The sequence below is a fragment of the Sediminicoccus sp. KRV36 genome, from assembly GCF_023243115.1.
In the GTDB taxonomy this organism is placed as follows: Bacteria; Pseudomonadota; Alphaproteobacteria; order Acetobacterales; family Acetobacteraceae; genus Roseococcus.
Map to the genome: position 1 here is coordinate 3,126,161 of NZ_CP085081.1, position 22,570 is coordinate 3,148,730.

26 protein-coding genes are annotated in these 22,570 nt (G+C 68.1%); 13 read left to right on the forward strand and 13 right to left on the reverse strand.

Annotated elements, in window-relative coordinates; translation table 11 throughout:
* The first annotated feature begins 50 nt into the window (after nt 1-50).
* Complete coding sequence (locus LHU95_RS14680) at nt 51-986, forward strand: polysaccharide deacetylase family protein (protein ID WP_248707701.1); 936 nt, start codon at nt 51-53, stop codon at nt 984-986.
* 20 nt (nt 987-1,006) lie between these two features.
* Nucleotides 1,007-1,978: a glycosyltransferase family 2 protein gene (locus LHU95_RS14685; protein ID WP_248707702.1), complete on the forward strand. Its 972-nt coding sequence runs from the start codon at nt 1,007-1,009 to the stop codon at nt 1,976-1,978.
* Here LHU95_RS14685 and LHU95_RS14690 read toward each other — a convergent pair.
* Nucleotides 1,937-3,409, reverse strand: coding sequence for a DUF6311 domain-containing protein (locus LHU95_RS14690; protein ID WP_248707703.1), 1,473 nt, complete (start codon nt 3,407-3,409; stop codon nt 1,937-1,939). The genes LHU95_RS14685 and LHU95_RS14690 overlap by 42 nt on opposite strands.
* Before the next feature lie 270 nt (nt 3,410-3,679).
* Between LHU95_RS14690 and LHU95_RS14695 the strand changes: the two genes are divergently transcribed.
* The 7 genes from LHU95_RS14695 to LHU95_RS14725 are packed head-to-tail and all read left to right on the forward strand — an operon-like array spanning nt 3,680 to nt 10,360.
* Nucleotides 3,680-4,408: a sugar transferase gene (locus LHU95_RS14695; protein WP_248707704.1), complete on the forward strand. Its 729-nt coding sequence runs from the start codon at nt 3,680-3,682 to the stop codon at nt 4,406-4,408.
* A 38-nt stretch (nt 4,409-4,446) separates the two neighbouring features.
* A complete protein-coding gene (locus LHU95_RS14700) occupies nt 4,447-5,973 on the forward strand; it encodes a flippase (RefSeq protein WP_248707705.1) in 1,527 nt (508 codons plus the stop codon).
* Nucleotides 5,970-7,034 (forward strand): glycosyltransferase family 1 protein, encoded by a 1,065-nt coding sequence (locus LHU95_RS14705; RefSeq protein ID WP_248707706.1) that lies wholly within the window; start codon nt 5,970-5,972, stop codon nt 7,032-7,034. Before LHU95_RS14700 ends, LHU95_RS14705 begins: the two co-directional genes overlap by 4 nt.
* A complete protein-coding gene (locus LHU95_RS14710; RefSeq protein ID WP_248707707.1) occupies nt 7,031-8,155 on the forward strand; it encodes a glycosyltransferase in 1,125 nt (374 codons plus the stop codon). Before LHU95_RS14705 ends, LHU95_RS14710 begins: the two co-directional genes overlap by 4 nt.
* The gene (locus LHU95_RS14715; protein WP_248707708.1) at nt 8,152-9,024 is read left to right on the forward strand and encodes a glycosyltransferase family A protein; all 873 of its coding nucleotides are present in this window, start codon (nt 8,152-8,154) and stop codon (nt 9,022-9,024) included. Before LHU95_RS14710 ends, LHU95_RS14715 begins: the two co-directional genes overlap by 4 nt.
* Entirely contained in the window at nt 9,021-9,893 is an 873-nt protein-coding gene (locus LHU95_RS14720) for a glycosyltransferase (protein WP_248707709.1), read from the forward strand. Before LHU95_RS14715 ends, LHU95_RS14720 begins: the two co-directional genes overlap by 4 nt.
* Nucleotides 9,890-10,360 (forward strand): GNAT family N-acetyltransferase, encoded by a 471-nt coding sequence (locus LHU95_RS14725; protein ID WP_248707710.1) that lies wholly within the window; start codon nt 9,890-9,892, stop codon nt 10,358-10,360. The genes LHU95_RS14720 and LHU95_RS14725 overlap by 4 nt, the downstream gene beginning before the upstream one ends.
* 6 nt (nt 10,361-10,366) lie before the next feature.
* Here LHU95_RS14725 and LHU95_RS14730 read toward each other — a convergent pair whose 3' ends face one another.
* Genes LHU95_RS14730 through LHU95_RS14740 form a run of 3 tightly spaced genes read right to left on the reverse strand, consistent with a single transcriptional unit; the run spans nt 10,367 to nt 13,617 of the window.
* Nucleotides 10,367-11,164 carry a YdcF family protein gene (locus tag LHU95_RS14730; protein ID WP_248707711.1) on the reverse strand — a complete coding sequence of 266 codons (798 nt, stop codon included), beginning with the start codon at nt 11,162-11,164 and terminating at the stop codon, nt 10,367-10,369.
* Nucleotides 11,161-12,657 carry a glycosyltransferase family 39 protein gene (locus LHU95_RS14735; protein ID WP_248707712.1) on the reverse strand — a complete coding sequence of 499 codons (1,497 nt, stop codon included), beginning with the start codon at nt 12,655-12,657 and terminating at the stop codon, nt 11,161-11,163. Before LHU95_RS14735 ends, LHU95_RS14730 begins: the two co-directional genes overlap by 4 nt.
* A gap of 48 nt (nt 12,658-12,705) precedes the next feature.
* Nucleotides 12,706-13,617 carry a DMT family transporter gene (locus LHU95_RS14740; RefSeq protein WP_248707713.1) on the reverse strand — a complete coding sequence of 304 codons (912 nt, stop codon included), beginning with the start codon at nt 13,615-13,617 and terminating at the stop codon, nt 12,706-12,708.
* Nucleotides 13,618-13,666: 49 nt separating this feature from the next.
* On the opposite strand from LHU95_RS14740, the gene LHU95_RS14745 reads away from it, so the two are divergent.
* The 4 genes from LHU95_RS14745 to metC are packed head-to-tail and all read left to right on the forward strand — an operon-like array spanning nt 13,667 to nt 17,074.
* Nucleotides 13,667-14,326: an NUDIX domain-containing protein gene (locus LHU95_RS14745; protein ID WP_248707714.1), complete on the forward strand. Its 660-nt coding sequence runs from the start codon at nt 13,667-13,669 to the stop codon at nt 14,324-14,326.
* The gene (locus LHU95_RS14750) at nt 14,323-15,042 is read left to right on the forward strand and encodes an alanyl-tRNA editing protein (RefSeq protein ID WP_248707715.1); all 720 of its coding nucleotides are present in this window, start codon (nt 14,323-14,325) and stop codon (nt 15,040-15,042) included. The genes LHU95_RS14745 and LHU95_RS14750 overlap by 4 nt, the downstream gene beginning before the upstream one ends.
* Nucleotides 15,039-15,884, forward strand: a complete 846-nt coding sequence (locus LHU95_RS14755; RefSeq protein WP_349292623.1) for a rhodanese-like domain-containing protein — start codon at nt 15,039-15,041, stop codon at nt 15,882-15,884. The genes LHU95_RS14750 and LHU95_RS14755 overlap by 4 nt, the downstream gene beginning before the upstream one ends.
* The gene (metC, locus tag LHU95_RS14760) at nt 15,884-17,074 is read left to right on the forward strand and encodes a cystathionine beta-lyase (protein WP_248707717.1); all 1,191 of its coding nucleotides are present in this window, start codon (nt 15,884-15,886) and stop codon (nt 17,072-17,074) included. The genes LHU95_RS14755 and metC overlap by 1 nt, the downstream gene beginning before the upstream one ends.
* A gap of 423 nt (nt 17,075-17,497) precedes the next feature.
* Here metC and LHU95_RS14765 read toward each other — a convergent pair whose 3' ends face one another.
* From LHU95_RS14765 to LHU95_RS14805, 9 genes are all read right to left on the reverse strand, one after another.
* The gene (locus tag LHU95_RS14765; RefSeq protein ID WP_248707718.1) at nt 17,498-17,734 is read right to left on the reverse strand and encodes a hypothetical protein; all 237 of its coding nucleotides are present in this window, start codon (nt 17,732-17,734) and stop codon (nt 17,498-17,500) included.
* A complete protein-coding gene (locus LHU95_RS14770; protein WP_248707719.1) occupies nt 17,731-17,961 on the reverse strand; it encodes a hypothetical protein in 231 nt (76 codons plus the stop codon). The genes LHU95_RS14765 and LHU95_RS14770 overlap by 4 nt, the downstream gene beginning before the upstream one ends.
* Nucleotides 17,958-18,554, reverse strand: coding sequence for a recombinase family protein (locus LHU95_RS14775; RefSeq protein ID WP_248707720.1), 597 nt, complete (start codon nt 18,552-18,554; stop codon nt 17,958-17,960). Before LHU95_RS14775 ends, LHU95_RS14770 begins: the two co-directional genes overlap by 4 nt.
* Nucleotides 18,555-18,848: 294 nt before the next feature.
* The gene (locus tag LHU95_RS14780) at nt 18,849-19,865 is read right to left on the reverse strand and encodes a peptidoglycan-binding protein (RefSeq protein WP_248707721.1); all 1,017 of its coding nucleotides are present in this window, start codon (nt 19,863-19,865) and stop codon (nt 18,849-18,851) included.
* The gene (locus LHU95_RS14785; RefSeq protein ID WP_248707722.1) at nt 19,862-20,158 is read right to left on the reverse strand and encodes a hypothetical protein; all 297 of its coding nucleotides are present in this window, start codon (nt 20,156-20,158) and stop codon (nt 19,862-19,864) included. The genes LHU95_RS14780 and LHU95_RS14785 overlap by 4 nt, the downstream gene beginning before the upstream one ends.
* Before the next feature lie 72 nt (nt 20,159-20,230).
* On the reverse strand, nt 20,231-20,533 hold the full coding sequence (locus tag LHU95_RS14790; RefSeq protein ID WP_248707723.1) for a phage holin family protein: 303 nt from the start codon (nt 20,531-20,533) through the stop codon (nt 20,231-20,233).
* The gene (locus LHU95_RS14795) at nt 20,533-20,706 is read right to left on the reverse strand and encodes a hypothetical protein (protein ID WP_248707724.1); all 174 of its coding nucleotides are present in this window, start codon (nt 20,704-20,706) and stop codon (nt 20,533-20,535) included. Before LHU95_RS14795 ends, LHU95_RS14790 begins: the two co-directional genes overlap by 1 nt.
* Nucleotides 20,707-20,709: 3 nt before the next feature.
* The gene (locus LHU95_RS14800; protein WP_248707725.1) at nt 20,710-21,795 is read right to left on the reverse strand and encodes a hypothetical protein; all 1,086 of its coding nucleotides are present in this window, start codon (nt 21,793-21,795) and stop codon (nt 20,710-20,712) included.
* Nucleotides 21,796-21,798: 3 nt separating this feature from the next.
* Nucleotides 21,799-22,563 carry a hypothetical protein gene (locus LHU95_RS14805; protein ID WP_248707726.1) on the reverse strand — a complete coding sequence of 255 codons (765 nt, stop codon included), beginning with the start codon at nt 22,561-22,563 and terminating at the stop codon, nt 21,799-21,801.
* Nucleotides 22,564-22,570: the final 7 nt, after the last annotated feature.

Genomic DNA, 22,570 nt, shown 5'->3' on the forward strand with positions numbered 1-22,570 from the left:
GAATTGCGGGCGAAACTAAACCCGTTCCACCAAGCTGCGAAGGATGGACCATGGATCTCCCTGGGGGAATGCCGCCGGCCGGCCGGGACCTGCGCGGCTATGGCCGCCACCCGCCCGATCCACGCTGGCCCGATGGGGCGCGGCTGGCCCTCTCTTTCGTGGTCAATGTGGAGGAAGGCGCCGAATTGTCGCTGGCCAGCGGCGATGCGCGCAATGAAAGCGTGCATGAAATCCGCGAGGAAGTGACGGGCCAGCCCGACCCCTGCATGGAAACCCATTATGCCTACGGCGCCCGCGCCGGGCTGTGGCGAATCCTGGATGGCTTCGCGGAACACCGCATGCGCGCCACCTTCTCAGCCTGCGGCCGGGCCGTGGCGCATTCACCGCATCTGGCCCAGGCGCCGCACGCCGCCGGCCACGAAATCAGCGCGCATGGCTGGCGCTGGGAAAGCCACGCGAATATGCCGGAGTCCACGGAGCGCGCCGTCATCGCCCGCACCGTCGCCGCCATCCGCGACGCGACGGGCGAGCGGCCGGTGGGCTGGCACACACGCTCCGCCCCCTCGATGAACACGCGGCGCCTGCTGCTGGAGGAGGGCGGCTTTCTCTACGACAGCGATGTCTACGATGACGACCTGCCGCGGATGCACACCGATCCATCTCGGCCCACCACCGCGGGGGGCCACGTCATACTGCCCTATGGCTTCGATGTGAACGACATGCGCTTTTCGCCCGGCGGCGGCTTCGTCCAGGCCGAGGATTTTTCCCGCTATGCCATCGGCGCGGTGGATTGGCTGCTGCGCGAGGGCAAGACCGCCCCCAAGATGCTCTCCATCGGCCTGCATCTGCGCATCATCGGCCGGCCTGGCCGCATGCCGGGGCTGGCGGCACTTCTGGCGCATGTGGCGAAAACCCCGGGCATCTGGGTGGCGCCCCGGCGGGACATTGCGGCGCATTGGCGCAATCGCGCCCAGGACCTGCCATGATGATTGCGCTATAAGGACCTATGCATCCCGCGCTCTCCATCGTTGTCCCCTGCTACAATGAGCAGGAGGTGCTGCCCGAATTCCACCGCCGCCTCGTGGCCGCGATGGAGGGAATCGGCCTCGATTGGGAGGTCGTCTACGTCAATGACGGCTCACGCGATGCTACGCTGACCGTGATGAGCAGCCTGGCGACCGCGGATTCGCGCGTGGCGCTGGTCAACCTCTCGCGCAATTTCGGCAAGGAGATCGCGCTCACGGCCGGCCTGGATCATGCACGCGGCCATGCCGGGGTCGTGGTGATTGACGCCGACCTCCAGGACCCGCCGGAGGTGATCCCCGAACTCCTGGCCGCCGCGCGCCAGGGCTACGACATCGCCTATGCCCAGCGCAGCGCCCGGCATGGCGAAGGCGCGCTGAAACGCTTCACCGCCTCCGCCTTCTACCGGGTGATGCAACGCCTGGGCGGCAAGGTGCAATTGCCGCCCGATACCGGCGACTTCCGCTACATGTCCCGCCGTTCGCTCGATGCGCTGCTGCAACTGCGGGAGCAGCATCGCTTCATGAAGGGGCTGTTTGCCTGGGTGGGCTTCCCGGCCATCGCCGTCCCCTATGAGCGCGCGCCGCGCGCCGCGGGCGAGACCAAGTGGAACTACTGGAAGCTCTGGAACCTCTCGCTGGAGGGCATCACCAGCTTCACCGTGGGGCCCTTGAAGATCGCGAGCTATCTGGGCCTCGCCACCGCCTTCTTTGCCGGGCTCTATATCTTTCAGCTGGTCATCCGCACCGTCTTCTTCGGCAACCCCACGCCCGGCTATCCCAGCCTGATGGCCGTGGTGCTCTTCCTGGGCGGCGTGCAGCTCATGACACTGGGCATCATCGGCGAATATCTCGGCCGCATCTTCAATGAGACCAAGGGACGGCCCCTCTATATTGTCGAGCGGCACATCCCCTCATCGGCACAGGCCGAGGCCACCCAGCGCAACGCAGCCTGAACCCGAAAGGCCTGACCCGATGCGCAGCTCGCCAGGTGCGAGGGGGCGGGCCAGGGTTTCAGCATCGGTGCAGCGCGGCGGCTCCCGCCAGCGTGCCGCATACATGGTGTTGACCGGGCGCGGCGTTTCGCTGGCCAGCAGCAGGATTTCCAGCGAAAGCACGCGCGCCGCCGAATCCTCCGGCGGGATGCAGGGCCAGGAGGGAATGAGGGTGATCTGGCCCGCCTCCCGCAGCATCGGGCGCAGCGCCGCGGCTTCGATGCTCCAGGGGGCGCGCTCATGCGCCCAGGCGGCGAGGGCCTGGCGCATCGGCGCGGCATCGGTGAATTGCAGCAGCGCGCAGGCCGCGAAGATCACGGGCCGGCGCTGGAGCAGCACGGCGGCGCCGATCATCAGCGCATAGCCCACCGGCCAGAAGAAGCGGCCCGAGGCTCGGAATTGTTCGAGAAAACCAGGCGCCGGGCCAAGATCAAGCAGCACCACACCGCCCAGCCCGATGCGGAAGGACACCGCGATCGCCGTCAGCCCCAGCAGGGCCAGCACCAGGCCGAGATGCGCCCGCAGCCCGGGTGCGATGAAGCCCCGCCCGAGCGCGGCGCCGGCCACCAGCGCGGCCCAAAGGCCCAGGCCCAGCCAATTATAGCCCTCCCAGCCGCCATGGCCCGTGGCGTCCACCTCGCGCGCCACCAGCCAGCCCAGCGTCGCTGAACGGAAGGGCCAGATGGGGGAGAGAAGGTTCAGCGCATATTGGCCGTAACCGCCATCACCCGAAGCGCCGAAATAGCCGAGCAAGGCCATGGTGCCGAGCATCGCCCCGGCGGATGCGGCCACGCCGAGTGCCGCGCGCATGAAGGGCGCGCCGCGCAGCAGCAGGCTCAGCGGAACGGCAGCCAGAAGGGCCAGGGACATCAGCGCCAGATAGGGATGCACCAGCAGCGCCAGCGCCTGGAATGGCACGGCGAGCCGCCACCAGCGCGCGTCACCCAGGGCGCGGAAATACAACCCGAGTGCTGCCAGGATCACGAAATGCCCGCACAGCGCCGCATGGCCATAGCGCATGATGAAGGCCGGCATGGCGCTGGCCATCACCGCGACGGCAATGCCCGGCAGCAGGCCGCGCACCCCCGCCCCGCGCAGCGCCCAGACGGCGGCGACCGGCTGCAGCACCCAGGCCAGGGCGTAGAACAGCCCGATTCCGTGGAAGCCCTCGGGCAGGACTGGCGCCAGAATCTTCAGCGGCAGGGCGAGGGCCGGAATACCGTCCAGAAAGGCGAGATTGACGCCCTGCAGCGTGCCCACATTCAGGAGGGGCCATCGCCACGCATCGGCCAGGAAATGCCGCTGCGCGATGGCATGCTGCGCCGCATCCCCCACGGGCCGCCAATCCAGACCGGCACGCGGCCAGATGAAGTCCAGTCCAAACAACTGCATGGCGAGCAAAGCTCCCAGCAGGGCTGAAGCCGGATACGCAAGACGGGACACAGCGCGCTCCGCGAGAGGGGTCAAAGCCCTGCCATCCCAGGCCCAAGCCCGCAAGGGCAGGATTTGTTGCGCTGCCACATTCTTGCCTCAACCGGGTCCAATTGCCGCCCGGGATGGGGGTCATATCAGCGGCGTGGCCAGGAGCGGATGACCTGTTTCCCCGCCACACCAAGATCGGGGCTGCCGGTTTTCGCCGGGTGTTCCGTGAATGAGGCACAGATGCCCGGCCTGGACGCTTTTACGTCCCTGCAACGTGAGACCGCCATCCGCGAGACGCGGATCGGCGGTCGCTATGCGGCCCCGCAGGCCGTGCTGGCGCCGACGCAAGGCGCGTCGCTGCAGCCCACGCTGAAGCGCGCGATGGATATCCTGGGTGCGGGCGCCATGCTGCTCATCCTCGCCCCGGTGTTCCTGCTCCTTGCGCTGATCGTGCGCGCCGATGGCGGCCCGGCCTTCTTCGCGCATCGCCGCGTCGGCCGCGATGGCGAAGGCTTCGGCTGCCTCAAGTTCCGCTCCATGGTGACGGACAGCCAGGCGCGGCTGGAAGCCCTCCTCGCCAGCGACCCGGCGGCGCGCGCCGAATGGGATGCCACGCGCAAGCTGAAGAATGATCCGCGCGTGACGCGGATCGGCCGCTTCCTGCGCGCCACCTCGCTCGATGAGCTGCCGCAACTGCTGAACGTGCTGCGCGGCGAGATGAGCCTGGTCGGCCCCCGCCCGGTGATCCAGTCCGAGCTGGATCGTTTCTATGGCGCCGCCTCCATGCACTACATGAGCGTGCGCCCCGGCATCACGGGCCTGTGGCAGGTTTCCGGCCGCTCCGACACCAGCTACGCCCAGCGCGTCGCACTCGACATGGCCTATGTGTCGAGCCTCTCCGTCTGGCAGGACATCCGGATCCTGCTGCGCACGCCCGTGGCCGTGCTGTCGCGCCGCGGCGCATGCTGAGCTAAGCTCCGGGCCGTGCAGGCCCGGAGGTCCCCCCAATGAGCGAGACCGCCCAGGCGCGTGCCCGGCCAAGGCGCCTGATCTCCGGCATGTTCTGGAACGCGATGGGGCGCGGCCTTCCCCTTCTTCTGGCGCTGGCTCTCACGCCACTGCTGTTGCAGCAGATGGGCCTGGAGCGTTGGGGGCTCTTCACCCTCGCCCTGGCCCTTGCGGGTGTCTTCGGCGTTTTCGACCTGGGCATCGGCCCTGCCCTCACCCGCGGCCTCTCCGAACGGATGACGGATGGCGCGGAGGATGCGGAAGCCGGCAAGCTGGTCGGCACGGCCATGCTGGCGCTGGGCGGCTTCGCGACGCTGGGGGCCGCAGCACTCTGGATGCTGCTGCCCTGGCTGATGCAAAGCGCGCTGAACGTGCCGCCCGCCTTGCAGGAGGAGGCGTTGATCGCCTTCCGCATCCTGGCCTGCGCCGCACCGCTGATCGTGCTCAATGCCGCATTGTGGGGCGTTCTGGCAGCGCATCAGAAATTTGCCGCGGCCAACCTCGCCACCATTCCGGTGGCCGTCATGTATTATGTCGGGCCGGTGATCCTGCTCATCTTCTGGCAAAGCCTCATCGGCGTGATGATCGTGCTGGTGCTGTGCCGGCTGGCCAATACGCTGTCCTATCTGTGGCTGGCGCGCCCGGTGCTGCCGCGGCTCTCGGTCGGCAGCCCGTTGATGGTGCTGCCCCTGCTGCGCATCGGCGGCTGGATGACCTTCGCCTCGGTGCTGAACCAGGCGTTGCTCTACGCGGACCGCTTCCTGATCGGCGCGCTGCTGACGCTGGCGGCGGTCGCTTACTACGCCACACCGCTCGATCTTGTGCTGCGCATGTGGATCCTGCCCCTGGCCATCGCGCAGGCGCTGCTGCCAGCCATGGCCTCGGCCTTCCGCTTGCTGCCGGAGGTGACGGCCGGGTTGCTGCGGCGCGGGGCGCTGCTGATGCTGCTGGCATCGCTGCCGCCCTGCCTCGTCCTGGCCGGCGTGGGGGATTGGGTGCTGGCGCTCTGGCTCGGGGCTGATTTCGCGGCGGGCGGCGGCATGGTTCTGCGCATCCTGGCGGCGGGTATCTTCTTCTCCTGCCTCAACTTCGCGCCCAATGCCCTGCTGGAGGCCATCGGGCGGCCGGATGCCACGGCCAAGCTCATCCTGGCGCAGGTGGTGATCTTCCTGCCGCTTTCGGCGCTGATGCTGTGGCTTTGGGGAATCGAGGGCGCGGCGGTGGCCTGGGCGCTGCGCGCGGTCGGCGATTGCGCGGCCAAGTTCTGGATGGCGGGCCGGCTTTACCCGGCGGCACGCGACAGCGCGCGGCAATTCGCCCCGGCGCTGTGCCTTTCTGGCATCGCGCTCATCGCCATGGTCCTGGCCCCCGATGCGCGCTGGGCGGCGGGCATGGCGCTGCCGGGCTTCCTGCTGGTTGTCGCCGCCATGTTGCGCGTGCTGACGCCGGCGGAGCGCGCCGCCCTCAAGCCGCTGCTGCGCCGGCCTTGGCAGGCGAAGCGCCTGCTGCAATCAGGCGCGACATGATCGCGATCAACGGCCGATTCCTGACCCAGGGCCTGACTGGCGTGCAACGCTACGCACGTGAAATGACGCGCGCGCTGGACGCTCTGGTCGCGGCGGGTGAGGCACCGGCCATGCGCCTGATCGCACCGCCGGGTGCTGAGGGCCTCGCTGATTTCCCCAATCTCGCCGCCGCCATCACCGGCACGCGGGGCGGGCAGCTTTGGGAACAGCTTGACCTGCCGCGCGCCGCGGCCGGCGATTTCCTGCTCAACCTGGGCAACACCGCCCCCGTGGCCCAGGGCCGCAACCAGGCCGTTGTGATCCATGATGCCGGCGTCTTCGATACGCCGGAGAGCTATTCCTGGAAGTTCCGCAACTGGTATCGCGGCCTGCAGCGCATGCTGGTCTTTCGCCACACGCAAATCCTGTCCGTCTCGGCGTTTTCAGCGGGCCGCATCGCCACGCATCTCGGCCTCGATGCGACGCGCATCGGCGTGACGCTGGAAGGCGGAGAACATATCCTGCGCGAGGTGGCCGATGGCGGCATCCTGGCCCGCCACGGCCTCACGCCGCGCGGCTATGCCCTGGTGATCGGCACGGGGGCAGCGCACAAGAATCTCGCGGCCCTCCAGCACGCCATCGGCGCCCTGGCCGCGCGGGGGCTGGTGCTGGCGGTGGCGGGCGCCAAGGACGCGGCGGTGTTCCGCCAGGATGGCGCCCCGCCCAGCGAGAATGTGAAGCCGCTGGGGCGCGTGTCCGATGCGGAGCTTCGGGCACTATACGAATCCGCGCTCTGCCTGGTGTTTCCCTCACGCTATGAGGGGTTTGGCCTGCCGCCGGTGGAGGCCATGTGGTGCGGCTGCCCCGTCATCGCCTCGCGCGCCGGCGCCGTGCCCGAAGTTTGCGCCGATGCGGCGCTGTGGTTCGATGCGGCGAGACCCGAAACCCTGGGCGAAGCCGTGGCAGCCCTGGCCGATGCACCAGCCGAGCGCGCCGCGCTGGTGGCGGCGGGCCATGCGCGCACCAGCGCGTTTTCATGGGATTTGGCGGCGCGCCGCCTCTTGGGATTCCTGCCGCGATGAAGATCGCCATCATCCATGAATGGCTCGACAGCTACGCCGGATCCGAGCGCGTGTTGGAGCAGTTGCTGGCCTGCTTCCCCGAGGCCGATCTCTACGCGCTCTGTGATTTCCTGCCGGAGAATCAGCGCGGCTTCCTGGGTGGAAAAATTCCCACCACCAGCTTCATCCAGCGCCTGCCCCTGGCACGGCGGATGTTCCGCAACTACCTGCAACTCATGCCGCTGGCCGTCGAGCAGTTCGACTTGCAGGGCTATGACATGGTGCTCTCCTCCTCCCACGCGGTCGCCAAGGGGGTGATCACCGGGCCCGGCACGCGCCATGTCAGCTATGTCCACAGCCCGATGCGCTACGCCTGGGATTTGCAGCACCAGTATCTGCGCCAGGCCGGGCTGACGCGCGGATTGAAGGGGCTCTACACGCGCTGGCTGCTCGGCCGCATGCGCGCCTGGGACCAGATGAGCGCTGCCCGGCCGGATGTGATCCTCGGCAATTCGCGCTACATCGTAGAGCGCATCCGCAAGGTCTGGCGGCGAGAAGCCTCGGTGCTGCATCCGCCGGTGGACCTCGCGGGCTTCCCCTTGGGCTCCGGGCCGCGCGGCCATTTCCTCGTCGCCTCCCGCCAGGTCCCCTATAAGCGGATCGAGCTGGTGGCCGAGGCGTTTGCCCGCATGCCAGAGCTGAAGCTGACCATTGTGGGCGATGGTCCGGCAGCCCCCCTCGTGGCGGCGGCCGCGGCCGGCGCGCCCAACATCACCATCCGTGGCCGCGTGCCGCAGCCCGAGTTGGTCAGCCTGCTGCAGACCGCCCGCGCCTTCGTCTTCGCCGCCGAGGAGGATTTCGGCATCGCCATGGTGGAAGCGCAATCCTGCGGCACGCCCCTCATTGTCTATGACCGGGGCGGCGCGCGCGATATCGTGGACGAAGGCCGCACCGGCCTGTTTTTCGACGCGCAGACCCCTGATGCCATCATCGCCGCCGTGCGGCGTTTCGTGGCGCACGAAGCGGATTTCACGCCGCAAGCCTGCGCGGCGCAGGCCCAGCAATTCAGCATCGCCGAATTCCGCCGCAAGCTGATGGAGATCGTGGCGGCACCGTCGGGCGCGTCGGGGCTGGCCCCATGATCTCCCTCATCGTCTCCACCAAGGGCCGCGTGGCCGAGATCGGGGCGCTGTTCGACAGCCTGCTCGGCGATGCGACGGCGGCTTTCGAGGTGATCCTCGTGGACCAGAATGAGGATGACCGCCTGGCTGCCCTGGCCACGCGATACGCCCCCCTCATGCCGCTGCGCCATCTGCGCAGCCCGCGCGCCCATGCCAATGCCGGGCGCAACCTGGGGCTGCGGCATGCGCGCGGCGATCTGGTGGGCTTTCCCGATGATGATTGCGTCTTCCCCCCCGGCGCGCTTGCGCAGGTGCGTGCGGCTTTTGACGCTGATCCGAGGCTCGCGATCCTCACCGGGCCTGCCGCCGCCCCGGAAGGCGGGCTTGGCTCGGGCCGCTGGAATGAAGCGGGCGGCCCCATCACCCTGGCGAATGTCTGGACCAGCGTGATCGAGTTCAACCTCTGGCTGCGGCGGGATGTGGCACTGGCCATGGGTGGCTTTGACGAAGCCATGGGGCCGGGTGCCCGCTTCGGTTCGGCGGAGGGCAATGATCTGGTTTGCCGCGCCATGGCGGCCGGCCATTTCGCCCGCTACGCGCCAGGCTTGCGCATCATCCACCCCGACAAGCGCCTGACGCCGGAGGCCGTGGCCCGCGCCGGACGCTATGGGCTGGGCCTCGGCTTCGCGCTGCGGCGCCATGCCGTGCCCGCCAGCACCTGGGCGCCGCTGCTCTATCGCCCGCTGGGCGGCATTGGCGTCTCGCTGCTGCGTGGGCGGTGGCTGCATGCGCGCTATTATTGGGCGACGTTGCAGGGGCGCCTTGAGGGTTTTCTTGCGGGAGAGGCGACGTCCCTGCCCCACCCCGCCGCACTGGAGCCCATCCCGTGAGGATCGCCATCGGCATCGCGACGCGCGGCCGCCCGGCCATCCTGGCCGAGGTGCTGCGCGAACTCGACCGCCAGACCCGCCCGCCGGACCGCATCCTGGTCTGCCACGTGACGCCTGCCGATGTGGCCGATCTGCCGCGTGATTTTCCGGGCGTCGAATTCCTGACGGGCGAGGCCGGGCTGCCGCGCCAGCGCAACCGCATTCTGGATGCCCTGGGTGATTGCGACGCCGTGCTGTTCCTGGATGATGATTTCATCGCGGCCCCTCTTTGGCTCCAGGCGCTGCAAGCCGTGCTGACAGCGCACCCTGATTGCGCGGTGGCCACCGGCACCGTCATCGCCGATGGCGCCAAGGGGCCGGGGATCACGCCGGAGGAAGCCCGCGCGATCCTGGCTGGCGACACTCCGCCCGCCAGCCTCACCGCGGCGCATGAGCATTTCAACGGCTATGGCTGCAACATGGCGTTGCGCCTGGCCCCCATGCGGGAATACGGGCTGCGCTTCGATGAGAAGCTGCCGCTCTATGCCTGGTATGAGGATATTGACCTGACGCGCCGCCTGCTCCCGCACGGCAGGATCCTTCGCCTGGAAGCCGCGCGCGGCGTGCATCTGGGCGTGAAGCAGGGGCGTGTGCCGGGGCTGCGGCTGGGCTATTCGCAGGTGGTGAATCCCATCTACCTGGCCCGCAAGGGCAGCTTCCCCTGGTCCCACGCCATTCCATCGGCGGCGCGGCATTGCCTGATCAACCTGCTGCGCTCCTTCAATCCCGAGCCGGAAGTGGATCGCTGGGGGCGCTTCAAGGGCAATCTGCGCGGCCTGCTGGACCTGCTGACCGGGCGGGCTGATCCGGAACGGATCCTCTCCCTGTGAATCGCGCCGCCTGGCGCATCGTCACCATCCGCGAGCGGCCGGACCTTGTTCCCCTCGTCGCCAATTGGCTCTGGGATGCCTTCTGGCACCCCAATGGCCACCCGCTGGAAGAAGTGCGCGAGATCTTGCGCGAATGCACCGCGGAAGTGGGCACCCCCCAATCCTTCGTGCTGATGGCGGGCGAAGTGCCCTGCGGCACGGCCAGCTTCGTTGCCGCCGATCTCGAAATCCGCAACGAAATCGGCCCCTGGCTCGCTGGCGTCTATGTCGTGCCGGAGGCGCGCGGCCAGGGCTGCGCGCAACGCCTGATCGAGACGGTCGAGGATGCTGCCCGGGACGCCGGGCACAATGCCTTGTTCCTCTACACGCATGACGCGCAGAAGCTTTACGCGGCCCTGGGCTGGTATGTGATCGAGGAGACGGTGGATGCGCACCGGCCGGTGAGCATCATGCGGCGGGACCTGTAGCCCGCCTCAGGGGGCTGGCAGGAGTGCGCTGGTGCGCCCGAGCAGGCGATAGATCACGAGGCCGGTAAATTCCCGGATGGCCCATTCGGCCTGGCCCAGCCGGAAGGAAAATGGCGGGTCGAACCAGCCCTGCCCGCCCGGCGCCGTCGAGTAATTCACCGGCCAGGCCGTGATTTCCCAGCCCGCCCGGCGAAAGCAGCCCATGGAGCGCGGCATGTGGCTGGCCGAGGTGACCAGCAACCAGCGCTCGCCAGGCTTGGGTTGCAGCAGGGCGTGGGTGATGGTCGCGTTTTCCCAGGTGTTGCGCGCCTGGTCCTCCAGGATGACGCGCGGGCCCTCCAGCCCCATCCCCGCCCAGAGTTCGCGCGCCACATCGGCCTCGGTCTTGGCTCCGGGCAGCAGCGTGCCCTGGCCGCCGCTGAAGACGATCCTCGCCTCAGGGTACAGCCGTGCGAGCGTGACGGCCTCGGTCATGCGCTCGGCCGCGCCATTCAGGGCGGGCATGCCGCGGCGCTCGGTCAGCAATTGCTCCACGGCGCCGCCCAGGATGATGATGCCATCTACGCGCGCCGGTGCCTCGGGGCGCGGAAAGCGATCCTCCAGCGGCAGGGTGAGCCAGGCGGATAAGGGCGTCACCATCACGGTCACGAACCAGCCCAGCCCCAGCAGCAACGGCCAGCGGCCCCAGCGGCGCCGGGCCAGCAGGGCACCCGCACCGACGCATGCCAGGAAAAGGGCGAAGGTATTGGGCCGGGCAAACAGCCAGAAGACTTTGGAGACGACGAAGAGGGTATCCTCGATCATTCCGCTTCCACCCGCCGCCAGAGTTCCACCGAGCCGCGCACCTCAGCGAAGCTCGCCGCCAGTTCATAGCCCTCTTCCAGGGCTTCCGTCAGCATGGACATGGCGGAGGGGCGCATCGCGAACCACTCGGTCCGGTCCAGCACGATGAAGCGCGGACGGGAAGCCAGGATGCGCGCGACTTCGGCATCCGTATCCACCCCGGCAAGATTGGCGAAGCCGCCGGTCAGATGCACCGGGAAGGGAAAGCGGGTGGGCAGCCGCGCATTGGTGAGGAAGTAAACGACCGGCTGATAATTCGGCACGAAGATGGTGTCGCCCGGTTGGAGCTCATCATTCATCAGGGCCGCCATGCGCCGGGGCGTATCGGGCGCGCCGACGGCGAAGCCGCGCGACAGCCGCGGCGCCACATCGATGGAGACGAGGTCAATCGCCACGAAGCCGGCCACCGCCGCCAGCAGCCACCGGCCCCGGGCCCCCGCGATGCGTTCGGCGAAGGCGTAGATGCCGATGGCCGCGAGCAGCGCCAGCGGCGGCAGCAAGATCAGGAAGTAGTGCGGAAAGAAGAAGCCGGGCACCGCCACGGCCAGGCTGGCGGCACCCAGCCACGCCAGGGCAAACAGCGTCAGCCGGCGCAGCGCGGGGTCCCGCCAGGGCAGGAACAGCGCCCCCAGGCTCAGCACCAGCAGCCAGCGCAGCGCGATCGCGGAGAGGGTGATGCGCCAGAACATCTGCTCCAACGGAATGCGGCCGGAGGCATATTGCAGCGGCGCGAGCACCGTACTCTCGAACCAGATGTCGAACTCGCCGCGCAGCCAATAGAGGCCGGCCACCAGCAAGGTCGGCATCAGGCAAAGCAGGGCATAGACGGCGGCCGTCGCGAGCAGCAGGCCCCAGCGCCTTTGCCGCAGCAAAGGCCAGGCGAAGATGGCGTAGGCGAGGCAACCCTCCGGCGTCACGACCTGCTTGATCAGCAGGGCACACCCCACCAGCAGCCCCATGCCGACCAAGCGCGGCCAGACCGGCCCGCGCGCCAGAGCCAGCGCCATGCTGGAGACGACGAGCGGCGCGAAGATGATCTCGGTGTTGGAGGCGAGCCCACCCATCAGCACGGTATGCGCCGCATAGAAAATGGCCGCCGCATAGCCTAGCCGGCGCGGGGCACCAACGACCCGGGTCAGCGCGATCAGCGCATATCCCGTGGCTGCCACGCAGAACACGCCCAGCAACCGCACCGTGAACAGGCTCTCGCCCAGCAGCAGGAAGGCACCGGCGATGACCGCTGGCGCGCCGGGCGGATGCATGTCCCAAACGCCGGAGAAGGGCCAGTTCCCGCGCAACCACTCCCGCGCCTGGAGGATGTAGAGCGTCTCGTCCCAGTCAATCACCGAAGGCAGGAAAGAGGCCCAGCGGATGACGGCCACGGCCAGCGGAAGCAACGCCAAGGCGATGAGCCAGCGGTGATGCGGCAGGCGCGTGGAAAATTCAGCGGACATGGGTTCCCATTGGCCCCAAGCGCGCCGGGCCGCAACCTCGGCGGCGGCTCACCGCTTCAGTCCCAGCTGGACTTCCCGCCACCAGATGTAGAGACCCGACCCGACCAGGATCAGGATGCCCATGCCGTCCCATCCATCCGGCGCCTCCGCCCAGATCAGCGCGCCCAGCAATGTGGTCCAGATGATGCCTGAGTATTCGAAGGGCGCCACCAGGGTGGGCTCGCCCGAGCGGTAGGCATCGGTCATCAGCAATTGCGCCAGGGCCGAGACGATGCCGATCCCCAGCAGGAGCAGCCACTGCCACGCACTCGGCCAGATCCAGACCGGCAAGCTGGCGGAAAACGCAACGAAGGAGGAGCCGACGGCGAACCAGAGCACGATGGAAACGCCACTCTCCCCCGCCTCGCCCATGCGGCGGATGGTGATCATGGCCAGCGCCCAGGCCAGGGCCGCCACCAGCACGATCAGGCTCGGCACCACTTCGGCGGCGCCCGCGCCAAAGGGGCGCACCATCATCAGAACACCCAGGAAACCGATCACCACGGCGCTGCCCCGCCGCCAGCCCACGCGCTCGCCCAGCAACGGCACGGCCAGCAGTGTCAGGAATAGCGGCATGGTGAAGCCCAGCGCCGTGACGGTGGCGAGCGGCATGGTGGAATAGCCGTAGAAGGCGCCCCCCATCCCGACCAGGCCAAACAGAGTGCGCCAGGCGTGCCCCATGGGGTTGGTGGTCCGCAGCGCGCCCCAGCCCCCTGCCTGGCGCAGCAGAGGCAGCAGCACCGGGAAGGCAAAGAGGCTGCGGAACAGCACGAGCTGCGCCAGCGGCACCGCGCCATCCAGCGCCTTCACGCAGGAGGCGGCCAGGGCAAAGAGGATGGCCGCCGCCAGGATGGAGAATACCGCGCGGCGGCGATTGGCCCGCGTGGCAGCGGGCAGCGCCGCCTTCTGAGAAATTTGCAAGCTCTGGCTCATGGACGCGCGTGAGGCGCGAGGTTACGGTCCCCGCGACATGAGCGCCATACCTCCCAAGGATCGGCCACCCAAGGCTCCGCCCATCCCGCCTTATCCCGGCCTCGAAATCCGCGCCGATGAGGTGGTCTGGGCCGGCCGCTTTCCCTTGCAGCGCGTGCGCTTCACCTATGAGCGTTTCGATGGCGCGCGCTCGTCTGAACTCATTTGGGAGTTGTGGCGGCGCAGCGGCGGGGTGGCCATGCTGCCCTACGACCCCTGGTCGGACCGGCTGGCATTGATCGAGCAGTTCCGCCTGCCCGTGCATGCGGCCGGCCTGCCGCCCATCCACACCGAATGCGTGGCGGGCCTGCTGGAGCCCGGCGAGGAGCCCGAAGCCGCCGCCCGCCGGGAAGCGCTGGAGGAAGCGGGCGTCACGCCCGACCTCGTCGAGCATATCGGCCGCTATATGCTGATGCAGGGCGGCTGCGACGAGCTGATGCAGCTCTATTGCGGCCGCGCCCGCCTGCCGGAGCAGCCCGCCCCCGGCACGCATGGTCTGATGCATGAGGGCGAGGATATCCGCCTGCTCATCATGCCGGCCGAGGACGCCTTCGCCATGCTGGACCGCAACGCCATCCAGAACGCCACCTGCGCCCTCACTCTTTTCTGGCTGCGCCAGCACCGCGCCCGCCTGCGCACCGAATGGACCCGCGAATGACCGAGACCTTGTTCCGTGACGATGCCTATCTGCGCGAAGTGACCGCGCGCGTCCTCAGCGCCGATGGCGCTGGCGTGATCACCGACCGCAGCAATTTCTACCCGCGCGCCGGCGGCCAGCCAGGAGATTCCGGCATGCTTCGCTGGCCAAGCGGCGAGGCCGTGATCATCGAAGCCGCCAAGGCCGAGGCGGACGCCATCCTGCACCGCCTGCCGGAGGGCAGCGCCCTGCCCCCGCCTGGCAGCGAGGTGACACTCACGCTCGATTGGGAGCGCCGCCACCGCCACATGCGCATGCACACCACGCTGCACCTGCTGTGCAGCCTGATCCCCGGCGCCGGCGTGACCGGCGGGCAGATCGGCGCCGACAAATCGCGCCTCGATTTCGACCTGGCCGAGCCACCCACGAAGGAATCGCTGACGGAGCGGCTGAACGCCCTGATCGCCGGGAACCACGCGATCAGCGAGACCTGGATCACGGAAGCCGAACTCGACGCCAATCCTGGGCTGGTGCGCACGCTGTCGGTCCAGCCGCCGCGTGGTGCGGGGCGGGTGCGCCTGGTGCGGATCGGCCCCCTGGAAGCACCGGTGGATTTGCAGCCCTGTGGCGGCACGCATGTGGCCGCCACAGGCGAAATCGGCCGCGTGGAAGTGCTCAAGCTCGAAAACAAGGGGCGGCAAAATCGCCGCATCAGCATCGCCCTGGTGGAGGAATGATCTTGGAACATCTGGTCAGCACGGATTGGCTCGCCGCACAGCTTGGCGCGGCCGATCTGCTGGTGTTCGACACCACGAAATACCTGCCGAACGAGCCGCATGACGGTGCGACGAAATTCGCCGAGGCGCATATCCCCGGCGCGCATTTCTTCGACCTCGATGTCGTGGCGGACCCGGACGCGACGCTGCCGCATATGATCCCGAGTGCGGCGCGCTTTGAGAAGCTCATGGGCGCCATGGGCGTCACCAACGCCACCCGCGTGGTGTTCTACGACCAGAAGGGGCTGCAATCCTCGGCGCGGGGTTGGTGGCTCATGCGGTTGTTTGGCCATGAGAAGGCGGCCGTGCTGGATGGTGGCCTGCCCAAATGGCTGCGCGAGGGGCGGCCCGTCGCCTCGGGCACGCCGGTTGCGCCACAGCCCGCGCGCTACGTCGCTGATTTCGTGGCGGGCCGTGTGTTCGGCATCGGCGATATCAAGCGCGTGCTGGCCGATAAATCGGCGCTGGTGCTGGACGCCCGCGCCGCCGGCCGCTTCCACGGCACCGCACCGGAGCCCCGCGCCGGCCTGCCCTCCGGCCACATGCCCGGGGCTTCGAATATCCCGTTCAATGAGCTCTTTGCCGCTGACGGCACCATGCTGCCGCCCGAGGCGCTGCGCGCACGCTTCGCCGCGGCCGGGGCCGACGCCTCACCCGCCCTGGTGACCAGCTGCGGCACGGGTGTCACCGCCTGCATCCTCACCCTCGGCGCGGTCCGCGCCGGGCTGCCCGAACCCGCCGTCTATGACGGCTCCTGGACCGAATGGGCGAGCCGCCCCGAAACCGTGAAAGCGACCTCCTGATGCCAGACACCCACTCCAACACCTTCGGCTTCTCCACCCGCATGAGCCATGCGGGCCGCGAGGGCGTGCGCATCCACGGCTTCGTGAATCCCGGCGTGCATCGCGGCTCGACCGTGCTGTTCCCCAATTGCGAAGCGCGTCGGGACGGCGCGGCCAAGCGCTACGAACAATTCATGACCTACGGTACGCAGGGTGGCCCCACCCATTACGCGCTGGAGGATGTGATCGCCGAGATCGAGGGCGGCACGCGCTGCACCATCGTCGGCACCGGCCTGGCCGCCGTGGTGGTGCCCCTGCTCGCCTATCTCAAGGCGGGTGATCACTGCCTGATGCCCGACAGCGTCTATGGCCCGGCGCGCAACATCGCCAACACCATGATGAAGGGCTGGGGCATCGAGACGACCTTCTACGACCCCTGCGTGGATGAAGCCGGCATGGCCGCGCTGATCAAGCCCAACACCAAGGTCGTCTATACCGAGAGCCCCGGCTCCCACACCTTCGAAATCCAGGACATCCCGGCCATCGCCCGCGCCGCACATGCACGCGGCTGCAAGGTGATGATGGACAACACCTGGGGCATCCATACCTTCCAGCCCTTCGTGCATGGCGTGGATATCTCGATCCAGGCCCTCACCAAATATGTCGGCGGGCATTCCGATATCCTGCTGGGCAGCGTGACCGTGAACAGCGAGGAGGATCACCTGATCGTCCGTGCCGCCGCCTCCACCATGGGTCATTATGCCAGCCCGGATGATGTCTGGCTGGCGCTGCGCGGCGTGCGCACCATGGCCATGCGCCTCAAGGTCCAGGAGGCCGCCAGCATCGAGGTGGCGAAGTGGCTGGAGGCGCAGCCGCAGGTGAAGCAGGTGATGCATCCGGCCCTGCCCTCCCATCCGCAGCACGCCCTGTTCAAGCGCGATTTCAACGGCGGATGCAGCCTGTTCGGCATCGTGCTCGATGCGAAATACACGCAGGAGGACATGTTCCGCTTCATCAACGCCCTGACGCTCTATGGCATCGGCGCGAGCTGGGGCGGCTATGAAAGCCTGGCGCTGCCGACCACCGGCTTCATCAACCGCACCGCCGGGACAGGCGATTTCGGCGGGCAGATGGTGCGCATCCATATCGGGCTTGAGGATGTGAAGGACCTGATCGCCGACCTGGCGCAGGGATTGCGGGTTCTGGGCTGATCGAAAGACCTGACAGGGCTGCCCTGCGAGCCGGAAGCAGGGCAGCCCCGGCATGAAGGAAGCCGGCACAGCGCAAGCTGGCCGGCTGAGCCTACGTCTGATGGGTGATATGGAGTTGGCGCACCCGGAAGGACTGCAATTTGCGTTTCTTTTCAGGCTCTTGAGACTTCCAACCCCGCTTTGATGGCCCATCCGAATCAATGACTTAGGAGCCGTTTTCCAACCCTCAGAGGGCGGTTTCAGACTTGCTTGCCACGGGCGGCCTCCATGATTTTGGCCCAAACCCGATTGCGGCGGGCTTCGTCGTGGTTTCCCTCGCGGAGGTGGTATGCCTCCGCCTCGGCGTGCGATAGCTCGCGTGGCCCAAGCCAGCCCCTCATCACAATTCGCATGGGCGGGGCTTCGATGGTGGTTCCAGACTGGTCATTCGACATTGGCAGGCTCCTCGGCAACGAAGTCGTAAAGAACCCCATCATCGTCATCCATCAGGTAATGCGCCCCCTCGGCGCACTCGACGTAAAGACCCTCTGCGTCCTGCTTCACGACGCATCGCGCCCCGTGATCAAGGCACATCCCGTCCGCTACGGTGAACCCCGTGTCGCAGCGCAGCGTGTCGCCGGCCTTGATTGCGGCCAGCTTGGTGGTTTGTTGGTCGCTCATGCGCCCATTCCCCTCATCGCCTTTCGGACCTCATCAGCCGCGTTCTGGAGGCAGTCACTGGCGAAGTCGTCCCGCGTGCAAAGCTGGGCACTTTGAAGCGCCGCCAGCGCATCCAGGGCATGACGCAGCCCGTCAATCTGGACGCTGCACAGCGCCAGCGGAGGGCATTCGGCATAGCCGTCCGACTTGCCGCCATCGGGCTCGGTGGTTTCAGTCTTCTCGTTCATGGCTTCACTCCTCGCTTGAGCATGTAGGCTTCGCGGTTGCCAAACCGCCTGTAGAGCGTGCTGACGCTGGCCTTGACCTGTTCGGCCACCTGTTCCGCGCTCAATTCGGGATTGGCCCAGGCGTCACCGGCCCGCGCCAGGGCCGCACCCTTGAGCGCAGCGGGTGGCCCGGCATGGCGCGTGACACCGCGCCGCGCCTTGGCCGCGCGCTCCTTCTGCCCTTGGCTTTCGGCCTCGGCCGCGAAGCCGATGGCCTTGGCCGCGTCGGGATGCACCGTCACCACCTGGCCGCTGGCGCAGTCATAGATGCTGGCCCCGGCCTCTCCGATGGCCTGGAGCGCCAGCAGCACATCGGCGCGGGTGGAGCCCAGGCGGGCGGGCGAGTGGATGGCAAGCTCATCACCCTCGCGCAGCGCCCGCAGGGCATCGGTGCGAGCCGGGGTGACATCGGCGCCCGGCTTGGCGCGGCGCGGTGGGGCCTCATCCACATAGACCGGCCCCATCGCGGTGAAGTCATCCACCCCTGCCGCGCGCAGGGCCGCTTCCTGCTGTTCGCGGGTCGGGCCGGCTTTGTCGATCCTGATGTAGCCCAATCTCATTCTTCCAAACTCTATCTGTTTGACAACCTGACAGAGAGTGTGGCAGAAATCAAGCGCACAGAATACCAGGGGCGACGGATTGGCCGCCTTCCCTGTTCCAAACCCCGGAGGCCGACATGCCGACTGACGCCCAGCTTATTGACCTGATCGGGTCGCTCGCTTTTTTCGCGTTGGCTGTCGGTGCCGTCGCCTACCTGTTCACGTCCAAGTAACCCGGTCCATCGAACGCAAAAAACCCGGCGCGGGTTTCCCCGGCCGGGCGGCAACTCTCAAGCGACACTTAAAGGTTCACCCCAGCGCGGCCTTGATCTTGGCCTCACGCGCCAGGACATCCTCCAGGCCGATGTAGCCGCCGTTCCCCCGTCGCCTGATCTCTCGGCTATCGCCGGCATCAGCCAACTTGTTGCCGGACATTGACGCCCAGAAAATGCAGGCCGACCGCGCGGCCCCGGCCCGGGTTTCCAGCGGAGAGGCATCCCCGGATAGCGCCTCAAGCGCCTCGCCCGTCACGCGTGCCAGCGCGGTGTAATTGTCGCGCCCCGTGGTCTGGTAGCAGCCGCGCCCCCTGAACCGCCACCCATCGCCCGGCTGGGTATTGCCCATCCTGTTGCCATAGACGCGCTCGGCCAGCGCGGGGCCATTCGCGGCATAGGGCTGGGCGCTGGCCAGCGTCGGGAAGCGGCTGGGCCACACCTCGGTCATGCGCTGCGCGCTGTAGTGCAGCACCTCGACCAGCCGGGTCAGGTTGCCAGTCTCATGCGTGATGTTGGCCAGGAACGCCGCCATCCGCGCGTCGGTGATGATGCTGTGGCGCTGCATCTCGCCCGAGAGCACAGCGGCCCACGCGGCCGGGTCCTGAGCCCCAACCGCCCGCAAGGCACGCTCTACCCGGGCGGTGAACGCATCCACGGCCAGAGGCGGCACGAACACCGCCGGGGCCGTCACCTCGCCCACGCCCAGCGCGCGCCAGGTGCTCGGCCCCACCACGCCATCGGCCAGGAGGCCCGGCTGATCGTCCTGCCACGCGGCCACTGCGGCGGCCGTCTGGGGGCCATACCAGCCATCGGCCGGGGCAGCACCGACGCGGGCTTGCACCCACGCGACATCCTGCCCGCGCGGCACGCCGAGGCGCAGAACGCGGTCGCCCAGGGCGCGCGGGGCCGGCGCGGGCGGGATCACCACCGCGTCATGGGGGACGGCGAGCGCGGGCGAAGCCATCGGCCGCGCATCATCCGCGCTTGCCCGCGCATCCGCGCTATTGACAGCCGCCCCCGTCACCCGCCGCCACCAAGCAGCGATGCTCATGGCTTCACCTCGCCCACCAGCGCGCCGAGGCGCTCCAACCCCTTCACCGCCGCCTCGGGCAGCCCAAGCGGCTCCGGCGGCGGCTGTGGCGTCAGGATCCGCGCCAGTGCGGCCGCAGGCCCGGCCACAGCCGCCATCAGCGCCAGGATGCGCCCGGCCGACGCTTCGGCCTGGGTCAGCAGCGCGTTCACATCCACGCCCAGCAGCAGCGCGATCAGCACCACCAGCACGCTCAACTGCCCGATGCCGGAACGCGTGGAATCCTCGCGCAGACGCGCGGCAAGCCATTGCATGGGAACCTCCTTCGATGTGTGGAAATCAGCGGCGCCAGATGCGCCAGATGGATGTGGAGCGCGGCGGGCGGATCACTTGCCCGCGCCGCCACCCCAGCGGGACCAGGCCAGCCGCGTGATCGTGGCCCAGCCGAGAACGCCGATGAACCCGCTCAGGCCAGCCGCAAATTGGGCGCTGACTGGCCCGCCCAGCGCAGGCGGCAGGCCCACCAGCGCGTGGAAGGCCAGGAACGACAGCCCGCCCGTGGCGATGGCGTCCAGCAGCACCAGGCGCAGGGAGCGCGGCTGATCGGCAATACTGGCGCGCACGGCCACGGCCACCGCCGCCGCCGCCGCGCTGGCTGCGTCGGGCCATTGCTCCATCCAGCTCGACATCAGGGCGCCTCAAACGGCGTGACGGTATTCTCTGCCATCCACGCGACGAGCAGCCCGCGAAGCCAGGTGTCGGGCGGATGGCTGAGATCGTCGAAATATGTGCTGCCATCCTCCATCACCACGCGGATGCGCGTGGATGGCGAGGCCTCGAAATACGCGACGGATTGGATCATGGATCAGAACTCCGCATCGGCCTGAATCCAGGCGCTGGTGTTGGCGCTGACCGGCACGCATGTGTATTGCGTGGCGACGCTCCCGGCCGCGACGCCGAGGGTCAAAATCCAGACATTCCCGCCTGTATCGGAGCCGGCCGTAAGGCTGTTGCAGGCGACGCCGTTGAGCGAAAATCCCGACGCGGAGGATGTCAAAATGGAAGGGGCGGCGCGCTTCGGGCGGAACGGGATGGGCAGCCCTGTCACCACCATCGGGTTGATGTTGGTCGTGAGCGCCCCGGCCCCGAGATAGGAGCCATTGGCGTAGTTTCGCCGCTCGAAATACCACTGGCACAGCGCCAGTTCCGCAGCGTAAGCCCGGCGCTCAAAGGGCGTGGCGATGGGCCCCGGTTCCAGCTGCGCGAGTGTGAAAGTGCCGCCTGTGAACCGGATCGTCGTGTTCGTGTTGGCGGTAAGGTTGACGGTGCCCTTGTTCGAGATCGCCGAGCCATTGACTGTCGCGGTTGCCGTGCCGGTCCAGGACAGCGTGTGGATGCCGCCCAGGTTGTTCGCGGTCTCGATGACCTGCTCAATGCCGCCGGCCGGCGCGGTAACGGTGCGGACGCCCCCGCTGTCGGTCCAGGATGCGTTCTGCCCCGAGGTCACGACGCGCCAACGGTCGAGCGTGTATTGATTCGCGCCGCTGGTGGCAGCGCCAGAGACATAGGCGCGCTGGTTGATCGTGGGATTGCCGTTGATGAGCAAGTTCCTGAAGCCCGCCAGCGGCCCGCTGCGCTGAAGCGGCAACTCGCGCGCCGGATAGGCGTTCCAGGCCGTGCAGGTCGAGGAGAACGTCTCACCTGCCGTGCTCTCAAGGCGGTCGTTCCAGATGATTTCCGTGATGGTCGCTGTGCCGCCGGAGTTGACCGTCCAGACGCCCGTGATGGTGCGGCCGAGGCCATCGGACAGCACGAAATACGCAGGGCTGGTGGCCCCGAATGCAGCCAGCCAGGAGCGGTAGCCGGTCGGCACTGCACCAAGCGTGATGGTGCTACTGACAGCCACCGGCCCAGGGTTGGCGACCGTGCATTTGACGCGATCAGCGAGCATGGATCAGAGCCTTTCGAGAATGGAAGCGGACCAGGATCGGAAAGCGGCGACCCGATCCACGAAGCCGCGCCGGCCGGGCGTCAGCATGCCCAGGACGGCTTCGGATGATGCGCGTGCGCTGTTGGGAAGCGGGACAAACAGAATGTTCCCTCCCTGCGCCGCGATGGTTTCCAGGGCGTCAAGCCAGCCGATATCCGCGTCGCGGATCACGTCGAGGCGCAGCGCCCATCCGCGCCGCTTTGCGAGATATGTGGCGAAGACGGTCCCGCCGCGCATCTCCGCGTCATCCCGCTTCGGCTCAAGCCCGTAATCCGTGCCCATCGAGATTGCTGCCTCGATGCACGGGCCAGCGTAGCAAAGCGGGATATTCAGCAGGCCATCGGGGTTCGTGGGGTCCGCGATATCAATCTGCATGGCGAGCGCGGAGACGGCGGCCGGCATGAGGTGCAGCGCCTGGCCGATGCCGAAAGCGACACCGGCCGAGATGGTGCCGCTGTCGTAAGCGCCCACCCGCACGCGCATGGTGGCGCTGGTGGTCAGATTGGTGCGGGACAGGCACGCCGCCCGCCATGACACCGCCGCCGGCGCGGCAATCAGCAGCGATGCCGCCGTCACGCCGAAAGGCGTCTGCCAGGCGACTGAGGATGCCCCAATGGCCGAGCCTTGCGGAATGCGCAGGTTTTCCGCGCTGAACCCATCCGCTGCGCTGGACGGCGCCAGCGTGGTTGCCGTGTTGTCCAGCGCATTCTGATAGCCGAAAAGTGCCATTTAACCC